This window comes from Xanthomonas cucurbitae (assembly GCF_002939885.1).
GTDB classification, from domain to species: Bacteria; Pseudomonadota; Gammaproteobacteria; order Xanthomonadales; family Xanthomonadaceae; genus Xanthomonas; species Xanthomonas cucurbitae.
The window spans coordinates 228,013-247,168 of sequence record NZ_MDED01000002.1 but is presented as its reverse complement, the minus strand read 5'-3'; the positions used below and the strand labels follow the sequence as shown (position 1 = coordinate 247,168).

Sequence of the window (19,156 nt, the reverse complement as noted above, 5' to 3'; positions counted from 1 at the left end):
CAACCGACCCAGAAAACGATTGAGCTATCTCACTCCAGCCGAGGTCTTTTTCAACTACGATACCCTTGCACTTCGTGAGTGAATCCACCCCGGAAGCGAGGCAGTGCTGGCGTGGCTTGAGACTTCCGCCCCTTGGCGCTTGAAGGTTGCAAGCTTCTACGAGCAGTATGAGTTCAGCCTCCTGGATTGCGAGCTGCCGCCAGCCATTGATGCGCTGCTGGGAGGCGAGGTCGTCCAGCAGGTGCGCTCGAAAGTGGAAGCTGTCTTCTGCAACCGCTTGGATGACCGGTGTGATGTGACTGCCCATAAGCTGGTGCCAGGGCAACGCATACGCATCCACAACGATTACATCCCTGGCCAGGAGACCCACCGCGTTCTGGTGCAACTCAACCGTGGTTGGGTAGACGAAAACGGCGGTATCTTGATGTTGTTTGCATCGGCTGACGCAGCTGATCTTGTCAAAGCATTTCGTCCAGAGCACGACGCAGGTTTTGCATTTGCCATCAGTCCCGCCTCGCACCATGCCGTGACGCCCATCGTGTCAGGGGAGCGCTATACATTAGTGTTCTCGTTCTACGCGAGAAGTGAATGACTCGCTCGTTGTTTGGGTCGCACACGCTATGCAATTGCTAACTAATTGTTAAATGCCGTTGTTGCTCGGGTGGCTGGTCCGGTGGTTAGTCCAGGGACGTGAAGTTGAGCTCTTACGTTACGGAGAGTATTGGTATGTCGGCTGCCCGTCCTGTCTTCTTCGATGGAGTTAAGGTGTGGAGCTGTTCGTTGCATCCGTTTGGTTGCAGGCGCCCAGCAAAAAGCAGTTAATGAATGTGTACACACAACGGATGCATATCGGACTGGCAGTCCGTGATCTGAAGTCGCATCGCTCTTGCCGGGGAATGTAAGACCGTTTGAACCGACGCGGTGAGCGGCTTCATTTCCTGTAATTACTTATACACTTGCCAACTTCGACAGCTGCCGGATTGAAATGCTAATCCACGCGGATAGCCGACTGACTACTACCACGAAACAATAAACACAAATTCTGCTCTAGGCTGTATCCCAGTCGCGAGGTATCGGTCAGACACTGGCCGATAAGGCCTACATCAAGTGGCTTGAACGCATGCGTGCACAGCCGATGGTCGTGCGCGCGGGTCCTTTAAGACCCGGGGAATACCCCAGGGACTAGCCCCCTGTGCCAAGTGGCGCTGGCTATTGGCAGCGACCGGTGTGCTCGCCGTTACAAACCGTCGCCACACAACTTGTTCGATTTCCGTCAACTTGGCCGACACATGGAATTCGCAGCCGGGGTGCTTGACTGCATGGGTCGAGAATCGTTGCGGAGTTACGCATGAGTGCAGTCACGGTAGGCAGGGTCGTCCCGATGGTGCATGAGCGAGGGGTGATCCGGGCAGGTGTTGGACTGGTGCGGCGCATGGCAGCGCCCGCCACGTTGCGGCGCGGCGTACTCCGCATGGCGTTTTCGGTCACGGTGCGTGCGCGCGCCGTTGCCCGGTAGGGGGCGGCATGCGGATCTGTGTTCTCACTGATGCAGGGTGGGCATCCAGCGGACTGGAGCAGCGCTGTGCGGCTGCACGCGAGGCCGGTTGCGATTACGTGGTAACGGCAGCGCCGTTCGAGCGCGATGCCGAAGGCCGGCTGATGGAGCCTGCCAGTGGAGACGATGCGCAAGGCGGGCGTCTGCGCGAGGCCGTGCAGGCCGCGCAGCAGGCCGGCGTGAAGCTGCTGATGGATCTGCGGCTGGACGAGGTTGGCGGTGCCAGCGCGGTGGTACGCGACAATCCGCAGTGGTTTCGGGCGCGCAGTACGGCGGTGCCGGACCCGCGCCAGCCGCGGGCCGCGCCCGAGGTGGCCGAGGCGCGCTTCAGCTATGCGCAGGAAGGTGCGGCCCTGGTGGAGTGGTGGAGCGCACGCCTGCTGGAGTGGGCCGGGCAGGGCGTCGGTGGCTTCCGCTTGTTACAGCCGCAGCAGGTGCCGGCGCAGCGCTGGCGCGCGCTGATCGCGCGCGTGCACGCGCGGGCGCCGGAGGTGGTGTTCGCCGCCTGGACGCCCGGACTGGGGCTGGATGCCTTGCAGCAGCTGTTCGGGGCCGGCTTCGATGCGGCGTTCTCTTCGCTGGCCTGGTGGGATGGTCGCGGCGGCTGGTTTTTCGAGGAAGACATGGCGTTGCGCGCACTGGCGTCGCAGGTCGTGGCGGTGCTGGATGCGCCCGATGGCAAGCGTGCCGCAGCGCCGGAGCAGCACGGGCAGCTGGCATTGGCGCTGGGTGGCGCGTGGTTGCTGGACGAGGCGCAGCTACACGCTTTGCCGCAGTCGCTGCGCGGCCGCGACCGGCCACCCGGCAGCACGGCCGGCCTGCGGCTGCGTCCGCTGCTGCGCGAGGCCACCGGGCTGACCGCAGTGGCGGTGGAGCCACTGGGTGGCTTGCCCGCCTTGTTATTGATCAATGGCGATACGCGGCATGTGGTGCCGGTGCCGGCGTCCGATGTGTTGCGCCTGCTGGGCGATGCAGAAGCATTGGTGGCCGAAGATGGGCGCACCCTGTCCGGGACGACGCTGGACGCGCTGGAGCCGGGCGAGGTGCGGGTGTATCGCAGCGTACCGGCGCGACATGTGCTGGCGGTACCACGCATGCGTCCGCGCGCGCAGACCGCCGGGACCTGGCCGCGCGTCTGCATCGAGTCGGTGACGCCGTCGGTGGATCACGGCCGCTTCCCGGTCAAGCGCAGCGTGGGCGATCGGATCTGCGTGGAGGCCGATGCGTTCTGCGACGGGCACGACCGTATTGCGGTGGGGGTACTGTGGCGTGCCGCCGATGCCAAGAGCTGGACCAGCGCACCGATGCGCGCACTGGGCAACGACCGCTGGCGCGCGGAGTTCCCGCTGGAGCGCATCGGCACCTACGAGTTCCGTGTGGAAGGCTGGCGCGATGTCTTCGCCACGCTGCATGCGGATCTGGAGAAGAAGCGTGCGGCCGACACCGTACTGCCGGTGGACGTGCAGGAAGCCATTGCAGTGGTCAAGGCGGCGCATGCGCGCAGCGATGGTGACTTGGCAGCGCAGCTGCAGGACATCCTCACCCGTATCGGCGCGCGGAGCGAGCCGTTGCAGCAACTGGCCATCGTGCTGGAGCCGGAGACCGCGCAGGCAATGGCACTGGCCGACGACAAGCCGTTCCGCTCCGAGTACCCGGTCACCTTCCGGGTGGAATCGGAGCGCCGTGCGGCGCACTTCGCTAGTTGGTACGAGCTGTTCCCGCGCTCGCAGAGCGGTGATATCAACCGACATGGCACGTTCGATGACGTCATCCAGCGGCTGCCGCATATTCGTGCCATGCACTTCGATGTGCTGTACATGCCACCGATCCATCCGATCGGGGCGAAGAACCGCAAGGGACGCAACAACTCGGTCACTGCGGTCGATGGCGAGCCCGGCAGTCCGTATGCGATCGGCGCGACCGACGGTGGGCATACGGAGGTGCATGCCGAACTTGGCGGGCTGGCCGGCTTCCGCCGCCTGATCCAGGCCGCGCGTGGGCAGGGGCTGGAAGTGGCGCTGGATTTTGCGATCCAGTGCGCGCCCGATCACCCATGGCTGAAGGAACACAAGGATTGGTTCACCTGGCGCGCGGACGGTTCCATTCCGTATGCGGAAAATCCGCCGAAAAAGTACCAGGACATCGTCAACGTCGATTTCTATGCCAGCGGCGCGGTGCCGGAGCTATGGAACACGCTGCGCGATGCAGTGCTGTTCTGGGTCAACGAAGGAGTCACGCTATTCCGCGTGGACAACCCGCATACCAAGCCGTTCCCGTTCTGGGAGTGGCTGATTGCCGATGTGCGCGGGCGCCGGCCGGACGTGGTGTTCCTCTCGGAGGCCTTTACCCGGCCGAAGATGATGTACCGCCTGGCCAAGTGCGGTTTCTCGCAGTCGTATACCTATTTCACCTGGCGCAACCACAAGCACGAGTTGCAGGAGTACGTGCAGGAGTTGAACCAAGGCGTGCCAAGCGAGTGCTTTCGCCCGCATTTCTTCGTCAACACGCCGGACATCAACCCGTTCTTCCTGCAGACCAGCGGGCGCAACGGGCATCTGATCCGGGCGGCGCTGGCGACCACGTTGTCGGGGCTGTGGGGCATGTATCAAGGTTTCGAACTGTGCGAGGCCACGCCGCTGGCGGCGGGCAAGGAAGAGTATCTGGACTCGGAAAAATTCCAGCTACGCGCCTGGCCCGAGCGCGCGCCCGGCGATATCGTCGAGGAGATCACCCGCTTCAACCAGCTGCGCCGTATGCACCCGGAGCTGCAGTCGCATCTGGGCACGCGCTTCTATCAGGCGCACAACGACCAGGTGCTGTACTTCGGCAAGTTCCTGGATGCTGGCTACCTGTCGCGTAACCGTACGCTGGTGCTGGTGGCCATCAACCTGGACCCGCACGCGGGGCAGGACGCGGATATCGAAATTCCGTTGTGGGAGTTGGGCCTGCCCGATCACGCCAGCGTGGCCGTGGATGACCTGTGGGATGGGCACCGGTTCACGTGGCATGGCAAACACCAGCACATCCGCTTAGAGGCGACGCGGCCGTTCGCGTTATGGCGCATCCGCGCAGGAGAGGTCGCATGAATGCAGTTCCCGCTTTACAGGCCGACGCAGACCAGTCGGCCGTGATCGCCGACCAGCTGTGGTACAAGGACGCGATCATCTACCAGGTGCACGTCAAGTCGTTCTTCGACTCCAACGACGATGGCATCGGCGACTTCCCGGGGTTGATCTCCAAGCTGGACTACATCGCCGAGTTGGGCGTGGACACCATCTGGCTGCTGCCGTTCTACCCCAGCCCGCGCCGCGACGATGGCTATGACATCGCCGAGTACATGGCGGTGCATCCGGACTACGGCAGCATTGCCGATTTCGAGCAACTGGTGGCGCAGGCGCATGCGCGCGGCATCCGCATCGTCACCGAACTGGTCATCAACCACACCTCCGACCAGCACCCCTGGTTCCAGCGCGCACGCAATGCGCAGGCCGGCTCACCGGAGCGCGACTTCTATGTGTGGTCGGACACCGACCAGGAATACGCAGGCACGCGCATCATCTTCTGCGATACCGAAAAGTCCAACTGGACGTGGGATCCGGTAGCCGGCCAATACTTCTGGCATCGGTTCTACTCGCATCAACCGGACCTGAACTTCGACAATCCGGCGGTGCTGGAGGCCGTGCTGGAAGTGATGCGCTTCTGGCTGGATCGCGGCGTGGATGGACTGCGTCTTGACGCGGTGCCGTACCTGATCGAGCGCTCCGGCACCTCCAACGAGAACCTGCCCGAAACCCACGCCATCCTGCGCAAGATCCGCGCTACGCTTGATGCCGAATACCCGGACCGCATGCTGCTGGCCGAAGCCAACATGTGGCCGGAAGATACCCAGCAATACTTCGGCCAGAACGCCGACGAATGCCATATGGCGTTCCACTTCCCGCTGATGCCGCGCATGTACATGGCGATCGCGCGCGAAGACCGCTTTCCCATTACCGACATCATGCGCCAGACCCCGGAGATTCCGGAAAGCTGCCAGTGGGCGATCTTCCTGCGTAACCACGACGAGTTGACGCTGGAGATGGTCACCGACTCCGAGCGCGATTATTTATGGCAGACCTATGCCGCCGACCGCCGCGCCCGCATCAATCTAGGCATCCGCCGCCGCCTGGCGCCGCTGCTGGAGCGCGACCGCCGCCGTATCGAGCTGATGACTTCCTTGCTGCTGACCATGCCCGGCACGCCGGTGCTGTATTACGGCGACGAAATCGGCATGGGCGACAACATCCACCTGGGCGACCGCGATGGCGTGCGCACGCCGATGCAGTGGTCGATCGATCGCAACGGGGGCTTCTCGCGTGCCGACCCGGCCCAGCTGGTGCTGCCGCCGGTGATGGACCCGCTATACGGCTTCCAGGCGGTGAACGTGGAAGCTCAGATCCGCGACCAGCATTCGCTGCTCACCTGGACCCGCCGCGTCCTTAGCGTACGCAAGCGCTACCAGGCCTTCGGGCGGGGCGCGCTGCGCTTCCTCTACCCAGGCAACCGCCGCATGCTGGCGTACCTGCGCTGCTACCAGGACGAAACCGTGCTGTGCGTGGCCAACCTGTCGCATACGCTGCAGGCGGTGGAGCTGGATCTGTCCGAGTTCGAAGGCCGCGTGCCGGTGGACATCATCGGCGGTGGCAGCTTCCCGCCCATCGGGCGGCTGACCTACCTGCTCACCGTGCCGCCGTTCGGCTTCTATGCCTTCCAGCTGGTCAGCGAAGGCAGGCTGCCGGATTGGCACGTGCCGAGCCCGGTGCCGTTGCCGGACTACCGCACGCTGGTGCTGCGCAGCGATACCGACGAAGGCAACGCTTTGCTGCCGCATCTGGCCACGCTGGAAGGCGAGATCCTGCCGGCCTGGTTGTCGGCGCGGCGCTGGTTCTCGGCCAAGGACCAGGCACTCAAGCAGGTGCGCATTTCGCGCCGCACGCCGCTGCCGGGCGATGAGCCGATGAGCCTGCTGGAGTTGGAGGTCGAGCTGGAACATGGCCACCACGAGTGCTACATGCTCCCCGTGGGCATCGTGTGGGAGCGCAAGCATCCCAGCACGCTGGCCGAGCAGCTGGCATTGGCGCGCGTGCGCCAGGGCCGCGAGGTGGGCTATCTCACCGATGCGTTCGCGCTCAAGCCGATGGTGCGCGGGGTGATCGATGCCTTGCGCACCGATACGACGCTGGACTTCTGCGATGGCGATGATCCTTCGCAGCAAGGCCAGGTGCGATTCGAAGCGACGCCGGCGCTGGCCAGGCTGGAGATCCCTGCCGATCCGGACATCCGCTGGCTGTCGGCCGAGCAGAGCAACAGCTCGCTGGTGGTCGCCGACAAGGCCGTGTTCAAGCTGCTGCGGCATGTGGCCAATGGTGCCAACCCGGAGATCGAGATCGGCCGCAGGCTCACCGAGATGGGCTATACCAACGCGGCGCCCTTGCTGGGCAGCGTGAGCCGCATCGATGCCCAGGGCACCGTCACCACCATTGCGCTGCTGCAGAGTTTCATCCGCAATCAAGGCGATGCCTGGCGCTGGACGCTGGATCATCTGGCGCGCAGCTTCGACGAATACGCCACCGCGCAGACCGACGAGGCACGCGCCGAAGCCATCGCCGGCTATGACGCGTTCGCCGCGGTGGTCGGCAAGCGTCTGGCCGAGTTGCATGAAGCGCTGTCGCGCGCCACCGACGATGCCGACTTCGCCCCGCAGCGCATCGACCTGCCCACCGCCAACGATGTGGTGGCGGGCGTGGCGCGGCAGGTGGAGGAGATGTGGGAGACCGTCAACGCGCGCCTGGCCGCCAGCGAGGAGCCGGCCGAGCGCGAAGCGCTGGACGCCATCCTGGCGCAACGTCCGCAGCTGGACGCGCTGCTTGCCCAGGCGCCGAGCGTGCTGGCCGATTCGCTGCTGACCCGCGTGCACGGCGATTTCCACCTGGGCCAGATCCTGGTGGCCTTCGACGATGTGGTGCTGATCGACTTCGAGGGCGAGCCGGCCAAGCCGCTGGCCGAGCGGCGTGCCAAGGCCAGCCCGTTGCGCGACGTGGCAGGCTTCCTGCGCTCGCTCGATTACGCCAGCGAAGTGTCGGCGCGTGGCGAGGAGGGAACGGCCGCGCGCGCGGGAGTGGGCGTGGATACGCATCTGCACCAATTCCTGGTGCAATTTCGCCGCCGCTCCACACAGGCCTTCCTGGACGCTTACCATGCCGTGCTCGACGCCAGCGCCCACCCGTGGATCGCGCCGGCGGCGTTCAACGCGGCCACCTTGCTGTTCCTGGTGGAGAAGGCGTGCTACGAGGTGCGCTATGAGGCCGCCAACCGCCCAGGCTGGTTGATGGTGCCGATCGAAGGTTTGCGACGCATCCTGCAACGCGCACGCGTCGATGCAGGGAACACATGATGAGTGGAGTAATGACAGCAGTGAGTAATCGATGGGATCCCGGCGTCATCCGCGCCCTGGCCGACGCGCGCCACGGCGATGCGTTCGCCGTGTTGGGCGCGCACCCGAGTGACGGCGGGCGCGTGTTGCGCACCTATCTGCCTGGCGCCGAGCGCGTTAGTGCGGTGCTGGACGACGGCCAGGCGATCGTGCTGGAAGCGGGCCCGGAGCCGGGCCTGTTCGCCGGTGACCTGCCGGCGCAGGGCGGCTACCGCCTGCGCATCGGCTGGCCCGGTGGCGAGCAGGACACCGCCGACCCGTACGCCTTCGGGCCGCAGCTCAGCGACTTCGACCTGCACCTCATCAGCGAAGGCCACCACCTGCAACTGGCCGATGCGCTGGGGGCCAATGTGGTGGAAGTGGATGGCGTGCGCGGCACGCGTTTTGCGGTGTGGGCGCCCAATGCCTCGCGTGTGGCGGTGGTGGGCGACTTCAACAGCTGGGATGCGCGCCGTCACCCGATGCGGCTGCGGCATCAGTCCGGTGTGTGGGAGCTATTCGTTCCCGATGTCGGCCCCGGAGCACATTACAAATACCAGCTGCGTGGCCCCCATGGCCACGCGTTGCCGGCCAAGGCCGACCCGGTGGCGCGGCGCGCAGAACTGGCGCCGGGTACCGCCTCCATCGTGGCCGACCCTACGCCGTTCCAGTGGAGCGACGACGGCTGGATGGCCACGCGCGCGCGCCGCCAGGCGCACGACGCACCGATGAGCATCTACGAGATCCACGCCGGCTCCTGGCTGCGCAAAGAAGGCGTGGAGCTGGACTGGGATGGCCTGGCCGACCGGCTGATTCCGTATGTGGCCGACATGGGCTTTACCCATGTGGAACTGATGCCGGTCACCGAGCATCCATTCGGCGGCTCGTGGGGCTACCAGCCGTTGGGACTGTTCGCGCCCACCGCGCGCTTCGGTTCGCCGGACGGCTTTGCCCGTTTCGTCGACCGTTGCCACCGCGAGGGCATCGGCGTGCTGGTGGACTGGGTGCCGGCGCACTTTCCCACCGATGCGCATGGCCTGGCGCATTTCGACGGCACCGCACTGTACGAACACGCCGACCCGCGCGAAGGCTTCCACCGCGACTGGAATACGCTGATCTACAACCACGGCCGCCGCGAGGTGTCCGGCTTTCTGATCGCCAGTGCGCTGGAGTTCCTGCAGCGCTATCACGTCGATGGCCTGCGCGTGGATGCGGTGGCCTCGATGCTGTACCGCGACTACAGCCGCAACGCCGGCGAGTGGGTGCCCAACATCCATGGCGGCCGCGAGAACTACGAAACCATCGCCTTCCTGCGCCGGCTCAACACGGTGGTGCGCGAGCACACGCCGGGCGCGGTGATGATTGCCGAGGAATCCACTGCATTTCCCGGTGTGACCGCCGACGTGGCGCATGGCGGCCTGGGCTTTCACTACAAGTGGAACATGGGCTGGATGCACGACACCCTGCACTACGCGGGGCTGGACCCGATCTATCGCCGCTACCACCATGGCGAGCTGACCTTCAGCATGGTCTACGCGTATTCGGAGCGCTTCGTGCTGCCGATCTCGCATGACGAAGTGGTGCACGGCAAGGGCTCGTTGCTGGGCCGCATGCCCGGCGACGACTGGCAGCGGTTCGCCAACCTGCGCGCCTACCTGGGTTTCATGTTCACCCACCCGGGGCGCAAGTTGCTGTTCATGGGCTGCGAGTTCGGCCAACCCACCGAGTGGAACCACGACGCGGGCCTGCCGTGGCACTTGCTCGATGAAGCGCGCCACCGTGGCGTGCAGACGCTGGTACGCGACTTGAACCGTCTGTACGTCGAATACCCCGCGCTGCACACGCAAGACGATGACCCGTCCGGTTTCTCCTGGGTGGTGGGCGACGATGCCGCCAACAGCGTGGTTGCCTTCCTGCGCAAGGCAAAGCGCGGCGATGCGCCGGTGCTGGTGGTCATCAACTTCACCCCGGTGGTGCAGCACGGCTACCGCATCGGTGTGCCGCAGGGCGGCCAGTGGCGCGAAGTGTTCAACAGCGATGCCGGCCTCTATGGCGGCAGCAACCTGGGCAATGGCGGTAGCGTGACAGCCGAGCAGCACGCCATGCATGGGCACGCGCAATCGCTGCCGCTGCTGCTGCCGCCGCTGGGCGCCATCGTGCTGACCCCGCAGGGCTGATGCATTGCCGCACCCTTGGACCGCGACCTACGGGTGCGGCAGTTGCAGCGTCCGCGTATGGTGTCGTCACGCGGTTGCAGGCAGTGCCGGGCTGGCTCCAAGGTGAGACCTGCACCAACTACTCACGCCAAGGCCGCGATGTGTCGGCGTCACTTGGGGCGACGTGACGCATCATGGGCAAGACCGACGGGAACGACTGAATGAAACGAAACACTATGTTGGCGCTAGTGGTCGTGCTGGGTGGGTTGCCAGCCCTGGCACATGCGCAGGACTGCGAAGAGGGTGCAACGACCGCAGCGCAGGTGCGCAATTGCCTTTCTGGCAAGGATGATGCGCTGCTGGACAAGGCATATGCGGAAACCTTGCGTCGCGCTCGAACGCAGGATGCTACCCTGGCTCCAAAGCTCAGCCTGGCGCAGGCCAGCTGGCTCAAATTTGCGCAGGATTCCTGCGAGTACACGGTTGCATCGTCCACGCTGCAGACAAACAGTAATGACGCCAGGCTGATGTGCATGCAGACCTTCATACAAGCCCGCATTCGGGTCTTGAACGGGTACCAGCGTGCGCTTGAGCAGGAGCGTTGAGTAGCGGCTACTTCTGCACGGTGTGTCGTGCCTGCTTGCGTGTGTGAATAGCCGCCACGCTGTGGCAACAACACCTCGGCGATCATCCAAGACAAAGAATGGTCAGAACGTGCCACGTTGAATGAAGGGGGCTTGTTGGTACAGGCGTCGCTCGCCACCGCGCGGGTCCGGTTCCAGCCGGCTGGGGGTGTCGAAGATCAGCGTCTGGCGGCGTTGCAGCGTGTACTGTTGCCAGCGTGGCGCGCCGCGACGATTGGGGTCGCCATGCCGCGCGAACGCAATCAAGGCCTCGCTCATCTGCGTCGCCATGGCTTGCGCCCCGGCACCTTGGCCGGTGCGCGAACCGGGTTGGGCAATCGTGTCGAATACCAACGGAATATCCAGCGTGTGAAAGGCGCCGAACTTGCCGCCCTCCAGTGGCGATCCCCAATCCAGCTGGTACACCCACGTCGGTGCGCCCTGGCGTGCGCGCGCTTCGGCCTCTTCGACCGCGCCGCGCCAGGAACGGCCGGCGGTGGTGGCGGCAAAGAACACCTCCGACGGCGAGTAGTGCGGATATAGCCGGCGGTATTCGGCAATCACCACCTGTGGTAACAGGTCCACGTATTGCTGGGCTTCCAGCCTGGCCGGTAATTCGTCCCAGCTCAGTGCGAAGTTTGTCGCATCGTTGCCGAGAAACGCGCGCGTTTCATCGCGGGTGTTGCCGATCACCATCGGAATGACGGCCGACTGCAGCGGTGCGGTGGGCCAGAACGGATGCACCGGCACATTGTGCGCATCCAGCACCGGGCCGAAGTACAGCGCGCTGTTTTCCACGCGCGAGGGGTCGCGCACTTGCGCGGCGGCCAGCAGCTGCGCCACCGGCAGCGTGCGCAGGCGCGGCAGATCGGCCGGCGTCATCTTCAGCGCATCCAGCAACAGTTGCGCGCGTTGGGTGGCTGCGCGCGGCCCTGCCGCGGTGACCTGCTGCCCGCTCATGGTCCAGGCGCGATGGAACAACCCGCGCGCGGCGGGCATCGCCATCAGCGTAGCGATTTTGGCGCCACCGCCGGACTGGCCGAACACGGTGACATTCCCCGCGTCGCCACCGAATTCGGCCGCATGCTGGCGTACCCAGTGCAACGCTTGGATCAGGTCGAGCTGGCCGGCATTGCCCGAATCGGCGAAGCGGGCATCGCCCAGTTGCGCCAGCGACAGGTAACCGAACAGGTTGAGCCGGTGATTGACGGTGATGACCACCACGTCGCCGCGTTTGCACAGGCGCACGCCGTCATAGAGCGGGTCGCTGCCGGAGCCGGTGGTGTAGCCGCCACCGTGGATGTAGAACAGGATCGGCCGCCGGCCGCCATCGCGCAGGGCCGGCGTCCACACGTTGAGGAACAGGCAGTCTTCGCTGGTCGGCTCGCTGGCCTTGGGTTGCGGGGCGGCGGCGCCGAATCCGGTGGCATCGCGTACGCCCTGCCAGGGCACTTCCGGCAGCGGGGCCTGGAAGCGCCGCGGGCCGGTGTCGCTGCCGTACGGGATGCCCTTGAACACACAGATACCCGCATCGCGCAGGCCGCGCACGCGGCCGCTGCGCAGCTGTGCCAGTGGCGCGCTGTCCTCGCGTGGCGGCGCTGCCGCTGCGGCGGCTGCGGCAACGCCGGGCAAGGCAGCCGCGGCGGTCGCCAGCAGGCCACCCTGTAGCAGCCTGCGGCGGCGTGGATCGGGCGCGTGGGGTGCGCTCATCGCCCGCCATCCTTCTTCGCCGATGCCGATGCCGATGCCGATGGCTTGATGATCTGGGCAATCCAGGCCTGCGCCAGCTGCGGCCAGGCGGCCAGGGTCAGCCCGGCGATGCGGTCGGTGCCGAAGCCATGGCCTCCCTGTGGAAACACATGCAGCTCGCTGGGCACCCCGGCACGCCGCAGTGCGTCGTGCATCAGCAGGCTGTTGCGCACCGGCACCACGCTGTCGTCCTGGGCGTGCAGCAGGAAGGTCGGCGGCGTGCGCGCGTCCACGTGCCGCTGCGCAGAGTAGGCAAGCACCTGCGCGTCGCTGGGCGCGCTGCCGAGCAGGCGCTGTCGCGAGCCCGGATGCGCGTTGGCGCTGTCCATGTCGATCACCGGGTAGATCAGCAGCTGGAAGTCCGGCCGGGCGCTCAGGGCATCGGCGGCATCCTGCGCCGGGTACACCTGCGCGGCATAGCGCGTGCCCAGGCTGGCGGCGACATGGCCACCGGCCGAAAACCCCATCACCCCGACCCGCTGCGCATCGATGCCATAACGTGCCGCATTGGCGCGGATCAGCCGCAGCGCGCGCTGGGCGTCGGCCAGCGGCACGTCGGCGCCGTTCGGATGGCCTTCGCCCGGCAGCCGGTAGCGCAGCACGAACAAGGTGAGCCCGGCCTGGTCGACGAAACCCGGCACCAAGGCGCTGCCTTCGTTGTCCAGCACGATGCGCTGGTAGCCGCCGCCAGGAGTGACCAGCAGCGCGGTGCCGCTGGGCCGCCTGGGCCGGTACACCACCAGATAGGGCTGGCTGATGGACTGGATGGTGCGGTCGGGGCGGGCGGCATCGCTGCTGCGGTCCACGATGCGCTGCGGCTGCGCCAGTGCGGTGTCTCCCGGTGCCATGCCGGCCGGCCACAGCGCGATCCGGCTGGCCTGCTCGGCGGCGGTGTCGGCGCTGGTCACCTCGGCCGCCCAGGCGGGCGTGCCCACCAGCACCAGGGCGCCCAGGGCCAGCGCAAGGCCATGGCGCAGCAAGCCGAAAGGCCTGCGGCCGTGGGGTTTGTGGCTTGTCTGTCGCATCACCCCTCCCAGGGTCGCTTCGCATTGGCGATCACAATGCCGCACTGCACATTGCCAATGACACCGGTTTACCATATACAGCACACCGTGCCGCTGTCGATTGGCAGTGCAACAAAACCCCTATCAGGGAGACACCCTTGAGCAACGCCGCCGCCACCCCGCCAACGTCCACATCCGCGCTGTCCGACATCGCCCAGCGTTTTGTGGAAGCACGCCGTGCCGGGGCATCGCTACCCGACTTTCCCGGGCAAATTCCCTCCGATCTGGTCACCGCCTACCAGGTGCAGGACATCGCCATCGGCCAGTGGCACGACCAGGTGGTCGGCTGGAAGGTGGGCTACATCGCCGCCGAGCGTCGCGATGCCTCTGGCGACGAACGTCTGCTCGGCCCGATCTTCTCGCAGAAGCTATGGAATGCTACCGGTGGAACAACCGAGTTCCCGATCTATGTCGGCGGCTTTGGCGCGGTGGAAGCCGAGTACGTGCTACGCCTGGAGGCCGACGCCCCCGGTGGCAAGACGCAGTACACCCCGGACGAGGCCGTGGCGCTGCCGGCGAAATTGTTCATCGGCGTGGAAATCGCCAGCAGCCCATTGGCCACCATCAACCAACTGGGACCGCGGGTGGTGATTTCGGACTTCGGCAACAACAATGGGCTGATCCTGGGGCCGGAAGTCACCGATTGGCTGGACCGCGAGGAAACCGCGCTGACCGCCGAAACGCTGATCGACGACCAGGTGGTGGGCACCGGTGGCGCCACCACCTTGCCCGGCGGATTGCGCGCGGCCTACGCATTTGCGCTCAGCCGTTCGGCCCAGCGCGGCCGTCCCCTCAAGCGCGGTGATCTCATTGCCACGGGCAATGCCACCGGTATCCATGACATCGAAGTGGGACAGCATGCCCTGATTCGCTTCGCCGGCATCGGCGACATTTCCTGTACGGCCGTGTCCGCCAGCTGAGCGTGGACCCCGTGACCAGACGCTTGGGAGGGCGCCAATGTTCACACGCAGACATTTCCTCGGTGCCGGGCTCGGCGCCGCCGCCGCCGGCCCCTGGCTGGGCGCCGGCGCCACCACGCCGATCCCCGGCGGGCAACTGCTCACCGCCACCGACGTGCACGTGGGCGACTACCCCACGGTGGAAGCGGTGCGCTGGTTCGGCAAGCAGCTCGAAGCCCGCACCAATGGCCGGCTCAAGCTGCGCCAGTACCATTCCGGCCAGCTGGGCCGCGAGTCGGAGGCGATCGACATGGCGCGCTTCGGTGCCATCGACATTACCCGCGTCTATTCGGGCGCGTTGAACAACACCTTTCCGCTGACCCAGGCGCTGTGCCTGCCGTACGTGTTCGATTCGGTGCCGCACCTGCGCCGCGCCATCGATGGGCATGTGGGTGACAGCGTACTGCGCAGCTTCGAACAGCGCGGCCTGGTGGGTCTGGCGATCTACGATTCGGGCGCGCGCTGTTTCTACAACACCAAGCACCCGCTGCACCGCCCAGAGGACCTCAAGGGCCTGAAGCTGCGCGTGGCGTCCTCGGACATCTTCCTCAAGCTGATGCGCATGCTGGGCGCCAACCCCACGCCGATGTCGCTGGGCGAGACGTTCTCGGCGATGGAAACGCACATGATCGACGGTGCGGAAAACAATATGCGCAGCTTCCAGTCCAGCCGGCACTTCGAAGCCGCGCACTACTGGTCGCAGAGCGAGCATTCCTATGCGCCGGATATCCTGGTGATGTCGCGACGCAGTTTCGAATCGCTGAGCGCGGCCGATCGCGGCCTGGTGGTGGAACTGGCGCGTGCGTCGGTGCCGGTGATGCGCGGCCTGTGGGATGCCTCCGAGACGACGGCACGCAAGCAGGTGGTCGATTACGGCGTCAAGCTCAACCAGGTCGACATGCCGGCGTTCCGCACCGCCTCCGCCCCGCTGTTGGCCGAATACCGCAAGCAGCCGGAGATCGAAGCGCTGTACCGCCGCATCCGCGATTTTGCATAAGGGGATCCCGATGACCGAACCTGAGACTGTTGCCGTCCCGGTCGCGCCGTTGCAGCGCGCGCTGGACCGCGTTTCCGACATTGCCATTGGCGTGGCTTCGCTGGCATTGCTGGGCCTGGTGGTCGTGCAGGGCTGGCAGGTATTCACCCGCTACGTGCTCAACGACTCGCCCAGCTGGACCGAGCCGGTGACGCTGCTGCTGCTGAGTACCGCGCTGAGCCTGGGCGCCGCTGCCGGCGTGCACACCAACCGCCACTTCGGCTTCTATCTGTTGGGCGAGCATGTGCCGCCGTTGGTGCGAAAGATCTTCGAAGTGATTCGCCCGCTGATGATTCTCGCCATTGGTGCGGTGCTGGCGTGGTGGAGCGCGGCGCTGCTGGTCGACGGCCTGGACATCAAGATGGCCGGTGCGCAGATGCCACAAAGCATCAACTACCTGCCGCTGTCCATCGGCGGTGCCTTGATGGTGCTGTTTGCCTTGTTCAAGTTGTGGCGTGTGCTGCGCCCGATCCACACCCCGGGAGTGCGCTGATGGGTATCGCGATGTTGTTGGGTACCTTCGTGGTGCTGCTGCTGATCGGCGTGCCGGTGGCCTATGCGCTAGGCGCGGCCGCATTGGCCACCTTGCTGTACCTGGACCTGCCCACGGTGGTGCTGGTGCAGCAGATCTCCGCCGGCAGCGGCTCGGCGTCGCTGATCGCGATTCCGCTGTTCATCTTCGCCGGCGAGCTGATGCTGCGCGGTGGCATTTCCGAACGCTTGATCGCATTGGCTTCGTCCCTGGTGGGGCGTGTGCGCGGTGGCCTGGGCCAGGTCAGCGTGCTGTCGTCGCTGTTCTTCGGCGGCGTGTCCGGTTCGGCCATCGCCGATGTGTCGGCGGTGGGCGGCACCATGATTCCGCAGATGATCAAACGCGGCTACGACCGCGATTACGCGGTGAACGTGAGCATGACCGCCGCGCTGGTGGCCTTGCTGGTGCCGCCCTCGCATAATCTGATCCTGTTTTCGGCGGCGGCCGGTGGCGGTTTGTCGATTGCCGATCTGTTTGCGGCCGGCATCTTCCCCGCGTTGTTGATGACCGCCGCGATGATGGTTACCGGCTATGCCGTGGCGCGTCACCGCGGCTACGGCACCGAGCCGTTCCCGGGCTGGCAGGCGGTGGCGTTGCGCTTGTTCGGTGCATTGCCGGGATTGGGCCTGGTCGCGTTGATCTTCATCGGCATTCGCGCCGGTATCTTCACCGCGGTGGAGAGCGCCGCGATCGCGGTGGTGTACGCCTTGATCGTCACCGCCTTGCTCTATCGCCAGCTGCGCTGGGCCGAGTTCTTCGCCGCCGTCACGCATGCCGCGCGCACCACCGGCGTGATCCTGTTCGTGATCGCCACGGCCGCCGTGTTCGGCTGGTTGCTGGCGTATCTGCAGGTGCCGGCGGCGGCGGTGAAGTTCCTGCAGGCCATTGCCGACAGCAAGAACACCGTGTTGCTGATGATCGTGGTGATGCTGCTGTTACTGGGCATGTTCATGGACCTGGCACCGAAGATCCTGATCTGCACGCCGATCTTCCTGCCGGTGGTCAAGGCCTACGGCATCGACCCGATCCACTTCGGCCTGGTGATGGTGCTGGCCGGCGGTATCGGCCTGATTACCCCGCCGATCGGTTCGGTGCTGTTTATCGGCACCTCCATCGGGCAGATCACCATCGCCCAGAGCATGCGCACCATCTGGCCGTTCTGGCTGGCGGCGCTGTGCGTGCTGCTGATCGTGGCGTTCTTCCCCGAATTGTCGCTGTGGTTGCCACGCGCCCTGCGCGCCTGAGGATCTGAGCGACTGCGTGCGTGGCGGGCGCGGGTGAGCGGTACGCAGGTTCCTCGTCCGATCCCCTCTGCCGGTCAGACGCGATGCCTTGCGAGTCAGCAGGCATCGCTGCCGGCGGGAGAGTTCCGCCTCATCCGGTTAACCGGTGGTATTGCCCACCGGTCGCCGCAAAGCCCCGGTGTCCGGGGACCAGGAGTAAGCATGCGTGTGGGTAGCACTTCATCCCGATGGCGTTGGCTGGCGGCCGGCGGACTGTTGCTATACGCCGGTCTGAGCGCGGCGGCGGACTGGAAGCGCGGCATCGAACACCAGCGCATCGCCGACCAGGGCGATGGCATCTATCTCAATCCGGTGCTGGCCGGCGACCACCCCGACCCGTCGGTGCTCAAGGACGGGCAGGACTACTACCTCACGCTGTCCTCGTTCGATGCGTATCCCGGCCTGCCGATCTGGCATTCGCGCGATCTGGTCAACTGGCAGCCGCTGGGCCACGCCATCACCCGGAACGTCGGCGCGATCTGGGCGCCGGACCTCATCAAGCACGGCAAGCGCTACTACATCTACTTCCCGGCCCGGCACGGCGAGCAGGGTGAGCGCAGCAACTTCGTGGTCTGGGCCGATGACATCAACGGCCCGTGGAGCGCGCCGATCGACATTGGCCTGGGCAAGTACATCGACCCCGGCCATGCGGTGGGCGAAGACGGTAAGCGCTACCTGTTCCTGAGCGGCGGCGACTATGTGCAGCTGTCCGACGACGGCCTCAAGGTGGTCGGCACGCCCAAGCACGTCTACGACGGCTGGAAGTACCCGGAAAGCTGGGACGTGGAAGCCTATGCGCAGGAAGGCCCCAAGATCACCCGCCACAATGGCTGGTACTACATGACCACTGCGGTGGGCGGCACCGCCGGCCCACCGACCGGGCACATGGTCATCACCGCGCGCGCGCGCTCCATCCATGGTCCCTGGCAGAACGCGCCCAATAACCCGATCACCCGGACCCAGAGCGCCGACGAGCCATGGTGGTCGCGTGGCCACGCCACCCTGGTGGAAGGCACCGACCAGCGCTGGTGGATGCTTTACCACGGCTACGAAAACGGCTATTGGACGCTGGGCCGGCAGGCACTGCTGGACCCGATCGAATGGACGCCCGATGGCTGGTTCGTCGCCAAGGGTGGGGACCTGGGCAAGCCGTTGAAGAAGCCCAGCGGCCAGGCCCTGCCACACGGGCTGGCGTTGTCGGACGACTTCCGCGCCAGCACGCTCGGCCCGCAGTGGGCGTTCTTCAACCCGGCGGCCGACGAGGCCAGGCGCCTGCAGGTGGGTGACGGCGTGCTGCGGCTGCAGGGCAAGGGCCGCGCGCCGCGCGATGCCTCGCCGCTGACGGTGATCGCCACCGACCCGGCCTACCAGTTCGAGGTGCAGATGACCGTGGCACCGGGCGGGCAGGGCGGGGCGCTGCTGTTCTACAGCGACAAGCTCTACGCCGGGGTGGGCAGCAATGGCGAAAATTTCGTCATGCACCGCTACGGCGAGGAGCGCCCGGCCAAGCTGGCGCCCAGCCGCAATGGCGGCACGCTGTGGCTGCGGGTCACCAACAACCGCCACATCGTCACCCTCCACAGCAGCACCGACGGCAAGGCCTGGACCAAGTACCCGGTGCAGATGGAAGTGTCCGGTTACCACCACAACGTGGCCGGCAAGTTCCTGGCCCTGAAGCCGGCGCTGTATGCCGCAGGCGATGGTCAGGTGGAGTTCCGCAACTTCCGCTACCGCGCCCTGGACTGACC

12 protein-coding genes are annotated in these 19,156 nt (G+C 65.9%); 10 read left to right on the top strand and 2 right to left on the bottom strand.

Annotated features, from left to right (window positions below; translation table 11 throughout):
• Positions 1-103 precede the first annotated feature (103 nt).
• From yhhC to XcuCFBP2542_RS02310, 5 genes are all read left to right on the top strand, one after another.
• On the top strand, positions 104-592 hold the full coding sequence (gene yhhC, locus XcuCFBP2542_RS02330) for a cyclophane-containing peptide 2OG-Fe(II) oxygenase YhhC (RefSeq protein ID WP_274393841.1): 489 nt from the start codon (positions 104-106) through the stop codon (positions 590-592).
• A 932-nt stretch (positions 593-1,524) separates the two neighbouring features.
• Positions 1,525-4,641 (top strand): alpha-1,4-glucan--maltose-1-phosphate maltosyltransferase, encoded by a 3,117-nt coding sequence (locus XcuCFBP2542_RS02325; RefSeq protein WP_104601996.1) that lies wholly within the window; start codon positions 1,525-1,527, stop codon positions 4,639-4,641.
• A complete protein-coding gene (gene treS / locus XcuCFBP2542_RS02320) occupies positions 4,638-7,988 on the top strand; it encodes a maltose alpha-D-glucosyltransferase (protein ID WP_104601995.1) in 3,351 nt (1,116 codons plus the stop codon). Before XcuCFBP2542_RS02325 ends, treS begins: the two co-directional genes overlap by 4 nt.
• Before the next feature lie 20 nt (positions 7,989-8,008).
• Complete coding sequence (gene glgB / locus XcuCFBP2542_RS02315; protein ID WP_211292964.1) at positions 8,009-10,183, top strand: 1,4-alpha-glucan branching protein GlgB; 2,175 nt, start codon at positions 8,009-8,011, stop codon at positions 10,181-10,183.
• A gap of 200 nt (positions 10,184-10,383) precedes the next feature.
• Positions 10,384-10,767: a lysozyme inhibitor LprI family protein gene (locus XcuCFBP2542_RS02310; RefSeq protein ID WP_104601993.1), complete on the top strand. Its 384-nt coding sequence runs from the start codon at positions 10,384-10,386 to the stop codon at positions 10,765-10,767.
• Between the two features lie 102 nt (positions 10,768-10,869).
• Here XcuCFBP2542_RS02310 and XcuCFBP2542_RS02305 read toward each other — a convergent pair whose 3' ends face one another.
• Together XcuCFBP2542_RS02305 and XcuCFBP2542_RS02300 are read right to left on the bottom strand one after the other, a co-directional pair.
• On the bottom strand, positions 10,870-12,495 hold the full coding sequence (locus XcuCFBP2542_RS02305; RefSeq protein ID WP_104601992.1) for a carboxylesterase/lipase family protein: 1,626 nt from the start codon (positions 12,493-12,495) through the stop codon (positions 10,870-10,872).
• Entirely contained in the window at positions 12,492-13,559 is a 1,068-nt protein-coding gene (locus XcuCFBP2542_RS02300; RefSeq protein WP_104601991.1) for an alpha/beta hydrolase, read from the bottom strand. Before XcuCFBP2542_RS02300 ends, XcuCFBP2542_RS02305 begins: the two co-directional genes overlap by 4 nt.
• 137 nt (positions 13,560-13,696) lie before the next feature.
• Here XcuCFBP2542_RS02300 and XcuCFBP2542_RS02295 point away from each other — a divergent pair, with 137 nt between their 5' ends.
• The 5 genes from XcuCFBP2542_RS02295 (at position 13,697) to XcuCFBP2542_RS02275 (ending at position 19,154) form a co-directional block, all read left to right on the top strand.
• Positions 13,697-14,518, top strand: a complete 822-nt coding sequence (locus XcuCFBP2542_RS02295) for a 2-keto-4-pentenoate hydratase (protein ID WP_104601990.1) — start codon at positions 13,697-13,699, stop codon at positions 14,516-14,518.
• Between the two features lie 37 nt (positions 14,519-14,555).
• Positions 14,556-15,554 (top strand): TRAP transporter substrate-binding protein, encoded by a 999-nt coding sequence (locus XcuCFBP2542_RS02290; RefSeq protein WP_104601989.1) that lies wholly within the window; start codon positions 14,556-14,558, stop codon positions 15,552-15,554.
• Positions 15,555-15,564: 10 nt separating this feature from the next.
• Positions 15,565-16,086: a TRAP transporter small permease gene (locus tag XcuCFBP2542_RS02285; protein ID WP_167526983.1), complete on the top strand. Its 522-nt coding sequence runs from the start codon at positions 15,565-15,567 to the stop codon at positions 16,084-16,086.
• Positions 16,086-17,369, top strand: coding sequence for a TRAP transporter large permease (locus tag XcuCFBP2542_RS02280; RefSeq protein WP_104601988.1), 1,284 nt, complete (start codon positions 16,086-16,088; stop codon positions 17,367-17,369). Before XcuCFBP2542_RS02285 ends, XcuCFBP2542_RS02280 begins: the two co-directional genes overlap by 1 nt.
• 201 nt (positions 17,370-17,570) lie before the next feature.
• On the top strand, positions 17,571-19,154 hold the full coding sequence (locus tag XcuCFBP2542_RS02275) for a family 43 glycosylhydrolase (RefSeq protein ID WP_104601987.1): 1,584 nt from the start codon (positions 17,571-17,573) through the stop codon (positions 19,152-19,154).
• Positions 19,155-19,156: the final 2 nt, after the last annotated feature.

Bases quoted from the DNA above. Each gene is read 5' to 3' on its own strand.
- XcuCFBP2542_RS02280 (WP_104601988.1), top strand. From the start codon at position 16,086: ATGGGTATCGCGATGTTGTTGGGTACCTTCGTGGTGCTGCTGCTGATC.
- XcuCFBP2542_RS02290 (WP_104601989.1), top strand. From the start codon at position 14,556: ATGTTCACACGCAGACATTTCCTCGGTGCCGGGCTCGGCGCCGCCGCC.
- XcuCFBP2542_RS02285 (WP_167526983.1), top strand. From the start codon at position 15,565: ATGACCGAACCTGAGACTGTTGCCGTCCCGGTCGCGCCGTTGCAGCGC.
- XcuCFBP2542_RS02305 (WP_104601992.1), bottom strand. From the start codon at position 12,495: ATGAGCGCACCCCACGCGCCCGATCCACGCCGCCGCAGGCTGCTACAG.
- XcuCFBP2542_RS02275 (WP_104601987.1), top strand. From the start codon at position 17,571: ATGCGTGTGGGTAGCACTTCATCCCGATGGCGTTGGCTGGCGGCCGGC.
- XcuCFBP2542_RS02300 (WP_104601991.1), bottom strand. From the start codon at position 13,559: ATGCGACAGACAAGCCACAAACCCCACGGCCGCAGGCCTTTCGGCTTG.
- XcuCFBP2542_RS02325 (WP_104601996.1), top strand. From the start codon at position 1,525: ATGCGGATCTGTGTTCTCACTGATGCAGGGTGGGCATCCAGCGGACTG.
- treS (WP_104601995.1), top strand. From the start codon at position 4,638: ATGAATGCAGTTCCCGCTTTACAGGCCGACGCAGACCAGTCGGCCGTG.
- XcuCFBP2542_RS02310 (WP_104601993.1), top strand. From the start codon at position 10,384: ATGAAACGAAACACTATGTTGGCGCTAGTGGTCGTGCTGGGTGGGTTG.